Genomic DNA, 11,906 nt, shown 5'->3' with positions numbered 1-11,906 from the left:
ACCCGTCCAGCAGTACCGCAGTGCTGTCGGGGCCGTGTGGCGTTCAACGCCGCGCGGCCCCGTCCGCGTTCCGGGACCCTTCAGGGGGACCATTGACGCAGGTCACCCGGACGGATAACTTCGCTATACGGATTGTTGATTCCGTGAAGCGGAAACAGTGAGCGTATGGAGGGTGCAGGAATGGGTCAGCAGGAGAAGGTGTCGACGAGCCTCGCGGGCGCGGTCAGCGAGGGCATCAGCGCCTCACTCGCCCCGGTCGACGCGGAACTCGCCCGGCGCTACCCAGGAGACCCCGGCACCCGCCAGCCCGTCCACACGGTCTACGTCCCCGGTGACGCCTTCGACGCCGGCACCATCCGCTCCTGGGGCGACCAGGCGCTGGCGCAGCTCGACGAGCACGCCCCGGACGCCGCGTCGTTCGCCGCGGTGCTCGGACTGGGCGACGAGCTCGCCGAGCCGGTCTACAGCCGCGTACGGGCGAAGCTGGAGCGCGAGCCCGTCGAGGACCTCCGGGTCGACTTCGAGGACGGCTACCGGCCCGCCTCGTCCGCCGACGAGGACGAGACCGCGGCCCGCGCCGCCCGTCTCATCGCCGAGGCGTACGCGAACGGCACGGCCGCCCCGCACATGGGCATCCGCATGAAGTGCATGGAGGCCGCCGTCCGTGACCGCGGCATCCGTACGCTCGACATCTTCCTCACCGGACTCATGGAGCACGGCGGTCTGCCCGACGGCCTCGTCCTGACGCTGCCCAAGGTGACGTACCCGGAGCAGGTCACCGCGATGGTGCGGCTGCTGGACGCGTTCGAGAAGCAGCACCGTCTCGAGGCCGGGCGGCTCGGGTTCGAGATCCAGATCGAGACCAGTCAGTCCATCCTCGGCGCCGACGGCACCGCCGCCGTGGCCCGCATGATCGACGCCGCCGAGGGCCGCGCGACCGGACTGCACTACGGCACCTTCGACTACAGCGCCTGCCTCGGCGTCTCCGCCGCGTACCAGGCCAGCGACCACCCGGCCGCCGACTACGCGAAGGCCGTCATGCAGGTCGCCGCGGCCGGTACGGGAGTTCGCGTCTCCGACGGCTCCACGAACGTGCTGCCCGTCGGCCCGACCGCCAAGGTGCACGACGCCTGGCGGCTGCACTACGGGCTCACCCGGCGTGCCCTCGCCCGCGCCTACTACCAGGGCTGGGACATGCACCCGGGCCACATCCCGACGCGCTACGCCGCCGTCTTCGCCTTCTACCGCGAGGGCTTCGCGCAGGCCGCGGCGCGCCTGTCCGCGTACGCCAACCAGGCCTCCGGCGACATCGCCGACGAGCCGGCCACCGCGAAGGCTCTCGCCGGGTACCTGCTGCGCGGCCTGGACTGCGGTGCGCTCGACGTCGGTGAGGTGGCCCGGCTGACCGGTCTCACGCTGGCGGGCCTGGAGGGCTTCGCGGGGCCGCGTCGCGGTGACCTGACCGCGACGGCCGAGTGACGGTGTCCTTCACGGCGGGAGCGGAACGGGGAGGTCCGCCGGAGGGTTCGTGAAGCGTGCCGACCGTACCGTGGGGAATGCGGTGACATCGGCCTTAGAGTGGATGAAACCGGCGCCGGGCGGGGGGAGTTGGGCCGCCTCGGCGTTCCGGTACGCACGACCGCATGGACGGCCGTCGCCGGGGGCCAGGCCCGCACCGGCGACGGCCGACATGCGAGGCGTCCGGGCCCCCGGACACCTCGCAACCGTCCTCGAACGGCGGTCGGGGCTGCGGGAGTTGCCCTGGACAACACGCCGCGAGGACGGGGCCGGGGTCGCGTTGTCGGCGTTGAACGCGGCTCCGGCCGATGGGCTGGGCCCGAGGGCAGGGGGCCGCTCACATTCTGCATATGCCGTCGGGGTGATCGCCAGTGGGCCTCGGCGTCGTCCGGTCAAGAGGCTTCCAGGCGTCCTCCTGCGTCGAGCGCCTCCTCCAGAGTGGCCACGGGTGCGAACCGGCCCATCAAATGGGCGGCGCGCAGAAGTCTCAGCGTCGTCTTCTGCGGGCAGACGAGCAGCAACCGGCCACCGCGCGTGCGGACGCGCTCCTCGGTCCGGCACAGGAGGCGCAGTGCGTAGATGTCGAAGAAGGCCACCGGGCTGAGGTCGATGATCACGACCCTGTCCCGGTCGAGGGTCGCGGCATCGAGCTCCGGCTCGATGCCTATGGCAGTGGCGATGTCCACCTCACCGTGGAACTCGATCACGCGGACTCCGTGGATCTCGCGAATCCGGATACGCCCTTCGGGCCATGCGCCTGACAGCATGGCGGTTCCCCTCGCTGAACCGGGCTCCGCCGGGGAAGTTCCGGGGAGCGGCGACGTCGGGTTCTGGCCACCGGGAGCAGGGGTGGTCGTGGATGGCAAGCGTACGGTTCTCGCCGGGCGCACATGACAGAAACATGTGGCAAGGACGCGATTCCCCCACTCGTACGGGCTTCAACCTGGCGTCTGCGTAACTGAGTTACGCAAAAGGGTGTAAGGGAGACCGGGGCCGTGGCGGGGCCGAACGGCCCTTCTCCCGGGCCGGTCGGCCCCTCGCGGGGCACGCACCGTGGCGCGACCCTGCCCGTCCGTCCGGCCTGTCATGTGCCGGGCGGTCATGCTCGGGGGGAGCCATGACGTGGAACGTGCTGAGGGTGCGATCGCGTCGTCCCGTGCCGTCCCGCTGGGAACGTACTCCGGTGCTGGTGCGGCAGTTCGACGGCTGCGTGGTGATCGAGGTCTGCGGGGCGATCGGCCCCGCCAGGGAGGCGCAGCTCGGCCGCCTGTTGCACTGGGCCATCCGGCCCGGTGGCACCGGGGTCCTGGTCGATCTGCGCCGCGCCCCGGAACTCGGGGTCAGCGGCATCAGCGTGCTGCGGCTGGCCGGGGAACTGGCGCGGCGGCGCGGCCTGCCGTTCGGCTACCTGGGGCCCGGTGATCCGCGCCGCCCCCACGAATTCCGGCCGGTCCGGACGAGGCCGGCGGCGTTGCCGCCCGCCGGGTCACCCGCTGCGGAGGATGCCTCGGCCGTGACCGGTTGATTCGGTCGGCCAATGACGCAGCAGGACGCGGGCGGACCGCTGGCCTTCGCCGTCCGAACCACCCGCTCGGCCCGCCATGCCCTCGGGGCGCTGGTGGGTGACGTGGTGGGGGCGGCCCTGTGCCCGGTCGTCGAGGCGGTGCTCCGGCGGGTCGACCTGGACGTGGTGCTGGCCCGGGTGGACCTGGACGCGATGGTGGACCGGGTCGATGTGGGCCGGGTTGCCGAGCGCATCGACGTCGACCGGATCGCCGATCGCGTGGATGTCGGTCGGGTCGTGGCCCGGGTGGACGTGGACGGGATCGCCGACCGGATCGACGTCGATCGGATCGCGGACCGGATCGATGTGGACCGGGTTGCCGGGCGCATCGACGTGAACCGGATCGCGGAGCGCATTGAAGTCGACCGGATCGCGGACCGGATCGACGTGAATGGGATCGCAGAGCGGATCGACGTGGACCGGATCGCCGACCGGATCGATGTGGACCGGGTTGCCGGGCGCATCGACGTGGACCGGATCGCGGACCGGATCGATGTGGACCGGATTGCCGATCGCATTGACGTGGATCAGATTGCCGCGCGGATCGACGTGAATGGGATCGCAGAGCGGATCGATGTGGACCGGATCGCCGACCGCATTGACGTGGGCCGGGTTGCCGAGCGGATCGACGTCGACCGGATCGCCGAGCGGATCGACGTCGGGCGGATCGTCGAGCGCGTCGATGTCGATGTGATTGCCGGGCGCGTGGACGTCGATGCCGTGATCGCTCGGATCGATCTGGTGGGGGTCACCCGTGGTGTCGTCGCGGAGATCGATCTGGGGCGGATCGTGCGGGACACCGGTGGCGGGATGGCTGCCGAGAGCGTGGACGCCGTGCGGTGGCTGGGGCAGCGGGCGGACCGGCGGGTGAACCGGGTGGCCGATCGGCTGTTGGGGCGGGACACGGGCGGACGTGGTGAGTGACGCGGCCGGGATCGTGTCGCGGGCGGTCGCGGCCGTGGTCGATGTCGGCGTGCTGGTCGTGGTGGGCGTCGTGGTGCAACTGGGCGTGGGATGCGTGGTGTTCCTCGTGAGCGGGCCGCCGTTCCGGGTTCCGCAGGTGCCGGGCTCGGTCGCGGGAGCGGTCGCGTGGGTGCTCGCCGTGGTGTACCTCGGCGGGTCGTGGGCGGGCGTCGGGCGTTCGCCCGGTGGGCAGTTGATGGGGTTGCGGGTCGGTGACCGTGCCGGGCGGACGCTGGGGCTGCCGCGTGCGCTCGTGCGGGCGGCCCTGTGCGTGACGTTCCCGGTAGGGCTGTGCTGGATCCCGTTCAGCAGACGCCACGCCTCGCTCCAGGACCTGCTCGTGGCCAGTGCCGTGCGCTACGACCGCCCGACCGGTGACTGACCGCCGTCCGTCAAGGGCTCACCCGTGCCGGGTGGGAGGTGGGGTCCTGGGCAGCCGGGCCGCCGCCCACAACCCGCCCAGGCCGACCACGCCGAGTACCACGAGGGCCACCATGTACGGGCCCACCGAGGGATCGGCGACCAGGATGGTGCCCGCCAGCGCGGTGCCCACCGAGGAGCCGAGGTTCGACACGCTGCGGGACAGGCCGGAGATCTCGCCCTGGAGCTCCTCGGGGAAACTCGACTGCACCACGTTGACCGAGGGCGTCAGCATCAGGCCGACACCGAGGCCGATCACCAGCAGCCCGGGCACGGCGCTCCACGCGCTCGGAGAGTTGTCGGCGAGGGCGATGAGGAGGCCGATGCCGCACACGGTCACGGCGAACCCGGCCATCACGAGGGTGCGTTGGGCCCGCCGCTTCGCGAAGCGCTCCGCACCGAGGGAACTGGCCAGCAGCCCGACCGTGGACGCGGTGAAGACCACGCCGGTGCCGATCGCGCTGTAGCCGCGGACGACCTGGAGATACGTGGCGACGACGAACGACAGGCCCATCAGGATCAGCCACTGGACGTGCTGGGTGATCAGACCGAGGTTCGACGTGCGGTTGTGGAACACCGCCATCGGCAGCAGGGGCTGACCGCCCGCGCGCTCCTTCGCCCGGATCCAGACGAAGAACCCGGTCAGGAACAGGGCGCCGCCCACCAACAGGCCCACCGCCAGCCAGACGTTGTCGTCCGTCGCGAGGATGCCCATGACCAGGAGGGCCAGACCGATCGCCGAGAGCGCGGCGCCACCCCGGTCGAAGCGGCGCTCGGGATCCGGCGGCAGCGGATCCCGCACCCGCCGGGTCAGCACGATGATCACCGCCACCACCAGGGCCTGGAACACGAACGCGGCCCGCCAGCTGATCGCCGACGTGATGAGCCCGCCGAGCAGCGGCCCGGTCGCGGCACCGATCCCGGCCATCCCCATGATCGCCCCGAACGCCCGCGCCCGGTCGGACGTGTTCGTGAACACGAGGGTCGTCAGGATGTACACGGGCGGGATGAGCAGCGCCGTCCCGACGCCCTCCAGGACCGAGTTGCCGAGGATGAGCACACCGAGGCCGGGCGCGGCCGCGCTGAGCAGGGCACCGACCCCGTAGATGCTGAGGCCGACGACCAGGCACCGCTTGCGGCCGTAGCGGTCCGTGAGGATCCCGCCCGGGATCATCAGCGCCGCCATCACCAGCAGGAAGGCGGTGATCGCGATCTGGACGCCCTGCACCGTGGTGTCCAGGTCCTCGCTGATGTCCTTGATCATCACGGTCATGTTCGAACCGGCGAAGCTGCAGACGAACTGGGCGAGGGCGAGCGGTGCGAGCACCTCGCGGGGCCAGCGGCGAGCCGACCCGCCGCGGTCCGCTCCGTCGGGGATGGACGGCACGGTCATCGTCTCGCCTCCGATCGAGGGCCTGGGCCGGACGACGCACAGGGTCGCGGGCACCCCCTCCGCGGTCGTCACCCCCGGAGGGTGACGACCGGGGCCCGCGCCCGGGGCGACACTCGTCGGCGCAGCGGTGCCATCGGCACCCTCCGCAGTCAGGGAGGACCTGTCATGACCACCTCGGACACCACCCACCACCGGCCGGGAACCGCCAAGGCGGCGGCCGCCGGCGGACTGACGATCTTCGCGGCGGTGATGCTCTTCATCACCGGAACCATGGGCTTCTGCCGGGGGCTCATGGCCGTCCTGGAGGACAAGGTGTTCCTCAGGACTCCTGAGTACGTCTTCGAGTTCGACCTGACGAGCTGGGGCTGGATCCACATCGTCCTCGGTGCGATCGCCGTCGTCGTCAGCTGCGGCCTGTTCGTGGCGATGAAGTGGGCGCGGGTCTGCGGCGTGATCATCGCCGGACTGCTGATCATCGCCAACTTCCTTTCGGTTCCCTACTATCCGCTGTGGTCCCTGACCCTGATCGCGCTCAACGGCTTCGTCATCTGGGGCCTGTGCGTCGTCAAGCGGGACACCCTCTACTGACCCATGAAGGCCAAGGGCAGGAACAACGGGAAGGGCAAGGGGAAGGGCGAGGGCCGGAGGGCCGAGCGGATCGCGGAGTTCATCGCGCCGCTGCGGGTCGAGCCCGGATCGAAGGTGAACCTCGCCAGGGACTTCGACCCCGCCCACAAGGCGGGCGTCAAGAACCGCAAGCAGGGCGAGGAACTGCTGCGCGGCGGCATCCTCCTGCTGGCCGACTACCAGCGCAGGCTCGCCGCCGACGGCAGCCAGGGCGTCCTGATGTGCCTCCAGGCGCTGGACGCCGGCGGCAAGGACGGCACCATCCGGCACGTCATGAGCGGGGTGAACCCGCAGGGCGTGTCCGTCGCCGGGTTCAAGGTGCCGTCCGCCGGCGAGCTCGCGCACGACTACCTCTGGCGCTACGCCGCCAGGCTGCCCCGGCGCGGCGAGATCGGCATCTTCAACCGCTCCCACTACGAGGAGGTCCTGGTGGTCCGGGTGCACCCCGAACTCCTCGACCGCCAGCGGCTGCCCGGCAAGGGCCAGGGCAGGAAGGCGTTCTGGCGCCGCCGCTTCCGGGAGATCAACGACTGGGAGCGGTACCTGACGGAGAACGGCTTCCACGTCGTCAAACTGTTCCTCAACCTGTCCAAGGAGGAACAGCGCATCCGCTTCCTGAAGCGGATCGACGTGCCCGACCGCAACTGGAAGTTCTCGGCGGCCGACGCCCGTGAGCGCACCCGGTGGGACGCCTACCAGCACGCGTTCGACGAGATGCTCTCCGCCACCAGCACCCCGTGGGCGCCGTGGTACGTCGTGCCCGCGGACCACAAGTGGTACGCGCGGATCTGCGCGGCCGCCGTGCTCGCCCACACCCTGATCGGGATCGATCCGCGCTACCCGGAGGTCGGGGCCAAGGCGATGCACGAACTGGAGCTGGAGAAGCGGCAGTTGGAGGACGAGGCGCCGAGCGGCGCGGCCGCCGACCCGTACGCGCTGGCCGCGGCCCGCCGCGACCGGCAGCACGGCGGACGGAGGCGGTCCCGGTGACCGCGCAGGCGCCCGGCCGCGCCTGGTACGCGCGCCCCGCAGAGGCCGTCGCCGGGGAACTCGGCGTCGACCCGGCCGTGGGACTGAGCGCCGAGCGGGTCGCCGCCCGGCGCGCCGAGGACGGGCCCAACGCCCTGCCGGAGGAGCGGCCGACGCCCGGCTGGCAGCGGTTCCTCGGCCAGTTCACCTCGTACATGCAGATGATCCTGGTCGGCTCCGCCGTCGTCTCCCTCGCCGTCCAGGAGTGGGGCACGGCGGTGGTGCTCCTCGCGCTGACCGTGCTCAACGCGGTCATCGGGATCCGGCAGGAGGGCAAGGCGGAGAGCGCCATGAACGCCCTCAAGGCGATGACCCGGGCGACCGCGCGCGTGCGGCGCGACGGACGGGAGGCGGAGATCCCGGCCGCGGACGTCGTCGTCGGGGACGTCGTGCTGCTCGCCGCGGGCGACGAAGTCCCCGCCGACGGACGGCTCGTGGCGACCAGCGCCCTGCAGATCGACGAGTCCGCGCTCACCGGCGAGAGCGTGCCCGTCGCCAAGGACGCGGCAGCGGTACGGGCCGAGAGCCCCGGCCCGGCCGACCAGACCGACATGGCGTTCATGAACACCCCGGTCACCCACGGCAGCGGCGTCCTCGTCGTCACGGCCACCGGTGCCGCCACCGAACTCGGCCGGATCTCCGGCATGCTGACCACGACGAAGCGCGAGATGTCGCCGCTCACCCGGGAGCTGAACCGGCTCACCCTGTGGATCGTCGGCGCGGCCGGGCTGACCATGGTCGTGATGTTCGGCCTCGGCCGCGGCCGGGGCGAGCCGTGGGACGCGCTGTTCGTCAGCGCCGTGTCCCTGGCCATCGCCGCCGTCCCCGAGGCCCTGCCGACGGTGACGCAGACGATCCTCTCGCTGGGCGGCCTCGACCTGGCCCGCCGGCACGCCATCGTGAAGGATCTGCCGTCCGTGGAGACGCTCGGCTTCACCTCGGCCGTGAACTCCGACAAGACCGGCACGCTGACGATGAACCAGATGACCGTCGTCGAGGTCGTGGACGCCTTCGACCGGTACACCGTCTCGGGCGGCGGGTACGGCCTGGAGGGCCGGATCCACCACGCGGCGGGCAGCTCGCCGAGCATCGACGACGCGATCCTGCCGTACCTCGTCGCCAGCGACGCCGTCCTCGTCGACGGCCGTGTGGTGGGCGACCCCACCGAGGGCGCCCTGCTGGTCCTCGGCCACAAGGCGGGCCTCGACGTGGCCGCCACCCGGGACCGGCTGCCGCGGCTCGCCACCCTGCCGTTCGACCCCGCGTACAAACTCATGGCCACCTTCCACGAGGCCCGGGACGGGCGGGGCCGGCCGGTCGTGCGCTGCTTCGTCAAGGGCGCGGCGCCCGCCGTGCTGGCGCGCACCACCACCGCCCTCTCCGGCGGCCTGGGCATCCCCTTCGACGCGGGGCTGCGGCAGCGGGCCGAGGACGAGGTCGAGCGGATGGAGCGGGCCGGCCGCCGGGTGATGGCCGCCGCGACCCGGGACATCGACCCCGCCGCGTTCGAGCCCGGCGCCGAACTCCTCGACCTGGTCGACGCGTTGCAGGTCACCAGCCTCGTCGGCATGGTCGACCCGCCGCGCCCCGAGTCCCGCGACGCCGTGGCCGCCGCGCAGGCCGCCCACATCCGCGTACGGATGGTGACCGGCGACGACGTCATCACCGGCGCCGCCGTCGCCGAGCAGATCGGCATCGAGGGCGAGGCGATCCTCGGCGCCGACTTCGCCGCCCTGCCGGAGGAGGAGCGGCTCGCCCGCGTCGACCGCATCGGCGTCGTCGGCCGGGTGGCGCCCGAGCACAAGGTGCTCCTCGCCGAGACGCTGAAGAAGAAGGGCGACGTGGTCGCCATGACGGGCGACGGGGTCAACGACGCACCGGCCATCAAGGCCGCCGACATCGGCATCGCCATGGGCTCCGGCACGGACGTCGCCAAGAACGCCGGACGGATGATCCTGTCCGACGACAACTTCGCGACGATCGTCCACGCGGTCGAGCAGGGCCGCAAGATCTACGACAACCTCACCAAGTACATCCGGTTCGTGCTCGTCCTGCTCGTCGTGTTCGTGCTCACCTTCCTCGGCGCGACGCTGTTCGACATCGCCGGCGGCGAACCGTTCACGCCCGCCCAGGTCCTCTGGATCCACTTCGTCGTCAATGCCGCCTTCGGCTTCTCGCTCGGCTTCGACCGGGTCAGGAGCGGACTGATGACCCGGCGGCCGCGACCGCGCGGCGAACCCGTGATGACGCCCGCCCTGATGCTCACCGTAGGGCTCGCCGGCACCGCCGTCGCCGTCGGACTGCTCTGCCTGATCCAGCTCGGCGAGACCCGCTTCGACGACGTCCGCGTCGGCAACTCCATCGCGTTCGCCTCGTTCGCGCTCTGCCTGATCGTCGCCGCCCTGGAGTGCCGCAGCGAGACCGGCACCGTGCTGACCACCGACACGTTCGACAGCAAGCAGCTGAACTGGACGATGCTCGGCGAGTTCGTCCTCGCCGTCCTCGTGACCCAGACCGACGCCTTCAACCGGCTCCTCGACACCACTCCGCTGCGGATCGGCCAGTTCGGCTGGGCCCTGCTGCCGCCGCTCGCCCTGCTCGCCCTGTGGGAGCTGGGCAAACTCGCCGCCCGCAGGCGCCGGGCCACGTCCGCAGAGCCGGAGTGAGGCACGGTGCCCGGGGTGCCGCCCGGCCTGGCGACCCTGCGCGGCTACCGCCGGGAGTGGCTCGCCAAGGACGTCGTCGCGGGCGTCGTCCTGACCACGCTCCTCGTCCCGCAGGGCATGGCGTACGCCGAACTGGCCGGGCTGCCCCCGATCACCGGCCTGTACACGTCCGTGCTCTGCCTGCTCGCCTACGCCGTCGCCGGCCCGTCCCGGATCCTGGTGCTCGGCCCCGACTCCTCGCTCGGCCCGATGATCGCCGCAACGGTGCTGCCGCTCGTCGTCGCCGACGGGGACAGCGGCCGGGCGGTCGCGCTCGCCTCGGCCCTCGCCCTGATGGTCGGGGCGATCATGATCCTGGCGGGCGCGGCCCGGCTCGGCTTCGTCGCCGACCTGATCTCCAAACCCACGATGATCGGCTACATGAACGGGCTGGCGCTGACCATCCTCGTCGGCCAGCTCCCCAAACTGTGCGGCTTCTCCACGGACGCGGACGGCCTGATCGACGAGATCGAGGCGTTCGTACGGGCCTTGGGCGACAACGAACTGGTGCCGGCGGCGCTCGCCGTCGGCGCGGGCGGCATCGTGCTGATCCTGCTGCTGCAACGGCTGCTGCCCAAGGTGCCCGCCGTCCTCGTCATGGTGGTCCTCGCCATCGGCGCCGCCGTCGCCTTCGACCTCGCCGGGCGCGGCGTGCGGATGGTCGGCCGGCTGCCCGAGGGGTTCCCGCCGTTCACCGTCCCCGACATCCGCTGGGACGACGTCGGGCCGCTGGTCGCGGGCGCCCTCGGCATCGCCGTGGTGTCGCTCGCCGACGCGGTCTCCAACGCCTCCGCGTTCGCCGCCCGCACCGGGCAGGAGGTCCGCGGCAACGGCGAGATGGTGGCGATCGGCTCGGCCAACGCGGCCGCCGGACTGTTCCAGGGGTTCCCGCTGAGCACCAGTGGATCACGGACCGCCGTCGCCGAACGGGCCGGTGCCAAGACCCAGTTGACCGGGCTCGTCGGCGCCGCCCTGATCCTGCTCATGCTGGTCCTGCTGCCGGGACTGTTCCGCAATCTGCCGCAGCCGGCCCTCGCCGCCGTCGTCATCACCGCGTCCCTGTCGCTCGCGGACGTGCGGGGCACGGCGCGGCTGTGGCGGCAGCGGCAGGCCGAGTTCTGGCTGTGCATCGCGGCGTTCCTCGGGGTGGCGCTGCTCGGCGTCCTGGAGGGCATCGCGATCGCCGTCGGGCTGTCCATCCTCAACGTCTTCCGGCGCGCCTGGTGGCCGTACCGCACGGTGCTCGGCCGCGTCCCCGGCCTGGAGGGCTACCACGACGTGCGCTCCCACCCCGGCGCCGAACACCTGCCGGGCCTCGTCCTGCTGCGCTTCGACGCACCCCTGTTCTTCGCCAACGCCAAGTCGTTCCGCGACGAGGTGCTGCGGCACGCCCGCACCGAGCCGCCGCCGCGGCAGATCCTGATCGCCGCCGAACCGGTGACCGACGTCGACACGACCGCCGCCGACGTCCTGGAGGAGCTCGACGAGACGCTGGAGCAGGCGGGCATCGCCCTCGTCTTCGCCGAGCTCAAGGACCCGGTGCGCCGCAAGATCGAACGCTATGGACTCACCCGTTCGTTCGCCCCTGACTCCTTCTACCCGACCGTGGAGAGCGCCGTGGCCGCGTTCCGCGCGGACAGCGGAGCGCGGTGGGCCGCCGAGGACCGGCAGCCCACCGCCGAGTGAG

The 11,906-nt window shown here is 71.9% G+C and carries 10 protein-coding genes; 8 read left to right on the top strand and 2 right to left on the bottom strand.

The genetic code is table 11. The features are described 5' to 3' along the window. Positions 1 to 180 precede the first annotated feature (180 nt). The gene (locus tag RBJ77_RS47595) at positions 181 to 1,479 is read left to right on the top strand and encodes an aldolase/citrate lyase family protein (RefSeq protein WP_372350684.1); all 1,299 of its coding nucleotides are present in this window, start codon (positions 181 to 183) and stop codon (positions 1,477 to 1,479) included. A gap of 431 nt (positions 1,480 to 1,910) precedes the next feature. On the opposite strand, the gene RBJ77_RS47590 is transcribed toward RBJ77_RS47595, so the two are convergent. After that, positions 1,911 to 2,285, bottom strand: coding sequence for an STAS domain-containing protein (locus RBJ77_RS47590; RefSeq protein ID WP_372350683.1), 375 nt, complete (start codon positions 2,283 to 2,285; stop codon positions 1,911 to 1,913). A gap of 416 nt (positions 2,286 to 2,701) precedes the next feature. Here RBJ77_RS47590 and RBJ77_RS47585 point away from each other — a divergent pair, with 416 nt between their 5' ends. From RBJ77_RS47585 to RBJ77_RS47575, 3 genes are read left to right on the top strand one after another with little or no spacing between them, the layout of a single operon-like run. Continuing rightward, entirely contained in the window at positions 2,702 to 3,043 is a 342-nt protein-coding gene (locus tag RBJ77_RS47585) for an STAS domain-containing protein (protein WP_372350682.1), read from the top strand. A gap of 12 nt (positions 3,044 to 3,055) precedes the next feature. Continuing rightward, positions 3,056 to 4,006 (top strand): hypothetical protein, encoded by a 951-nt coding sequence (locus tag RBJ77_RS47580; RefSeq protein ID WP_372350681.1) that lies wholly within the window; start codon positions 3,056 to 3,058, stop codon positions 4,004 to 4,006. Next, positions 3,996 to 4,427, top strand: coding sequence for an RDD family protein (locus tag RBJ77_RS47575; RefSeq protein WP_372350680.1), 432 nt, complete (start codon positions 3,996 to 3,998; stop codon positions 4,425 to 4,427). Before RBJ77_RS47580 ends, RBJ77_RS47575 begins: the two co-directional genes overlap by 11 nt. Before the next feature lie 18 nt (positions 4,428 to 4,445). On the opposite strand, the gene RBJ77_RS47570 is transcribed toward RBJ77_RS47575, so the two are convergent. Next, entirely contained in the window at positions 4,446 to 5,858 is a 1,413-nt protein-coding gene (locus RBJ77_RS47570) for an MFS transporter (RefSeq protein WP_372350691.1), read from the bottom strand. 165 nt (positions 5,859 to 6,023) lie between these two features. Here RBJ77_RS47570 and RBJ77_RS47565 point away from each other — a divergent pair, with 165 nt between their 5' ends. Genes RBJ77_RS47565 through RBJ77_RS47550 form a run of 4 tightly spaced genes read left to right on the top strand, consistent with a single transcriptional unit; the run spans position 6,024 to position 11,905 of the window. Then, entirely contained in the window at positions 6,024 to 6,446 is a 423-nt protein-coding gene (locus tag RBJ77_RS47565) for a hypothetical protein (RefSeq protein WP_372350679.1), read from the top strand. A gap of 3 nt (positions 6,447 to 6,449) precedes the next feature. Then, entirely contained in the window at positions 6,450 to 7,475 is a 1,026-nt protein-coding gene (locus tag RBJ77_RS47560) for a polyphosphate kinase 2 family protein (RefSeq protein WP_372350678.1), read from the top strand. Next, entirely contained in the window at positions 7,472 to 10,180 is a 2,709-nt protein-coding gene (locus RBJ77_RS47555; protein WP_372350677.1) for a cation-translocating P-type ATPase, read from the top strand. The genes RBJ77_RS47560 and RBJ77_RS47555 overlap by 4 nt, the downstream gene beginning before the upstream one ends. A gap of 6 nt (positions 10,181 to 10,186) precedes the next feature. After that, positions 10,187 to 11,905: a SulP family inorganic anion transporter gene (locus RBJ77_RS47550; protein ID WP_372350676.1), complete on the top strand. Its 1,719-nt coding sequence runs from the start codon at positions 10,187 to 10,189 to the stop codon at positions 11,903 to 11,905. Position 11,906 lies beyond the last annotated feature (1 nt).

Origin of the sequence: Streptomyces sp. KL116D, assembly GCF_030766975.1 — a bacterium.
Classification (GTDB): domain Bacteria; phylum Actinomycetota; class Actinomycetes; order Streptomycetales; family Streptomycetaceae; genus Streptomyces; species Streptomyces longispororuber_A.
The sequence above is the reverse complement of the archived record's forward strand: the minus strand, read 5'-3'. Positions and strand labels throughout refer to the sequence as shown.

Excerpts from the sequence above, each read along its gene's own strand:
- RBJ77_RS47595 (WP_372350684.1), top strand. The coding sequence starts at position 181 with ATGGGTCAGCAGGAGAAGGTGTCGACGAGCCTCGCGGGCGCGGTCAGC.
- RBJ77_RS47590 (WP_372350683.1), bottom strand. The coding sequence starts at position 2,285 with ATGCTGTCAGGCGCATGGCCCGAAGGGCGTATCCGGATTCGCGAGATC.
- RBJ77_RS47580 (WP_372350681.1), top strand. The coding sequence starts at position 3,056 with ATGACGCAGCAGGACGCGGGCGGACCGCTGGCCTTCGCCGTCCGAACC.
- RBJ77_RS47570 (WP_372350691.1), bottom strand. The coding sequence starts at position 5,858 with ATGACCGTGCCGTCCATCCCCGACGGAGCGGACCGCGGCGGGTCGGCT.
- RBJ77_RS47565 (WP_372350679.1), top strand. The coding sequence starts at position 6,024 with ATGACCACCTCGGACACCACCCACCACCGGCCGGGAACCGCCAAGGCG.
- RBJ77_RS47560 (WP_372350678.1), top strand. The coding sequence starts at position 6,450 with ATGAAGGCCAAGGGCAGGAACAACGGGAAGGGCAAGGGGAAGGGCGAG.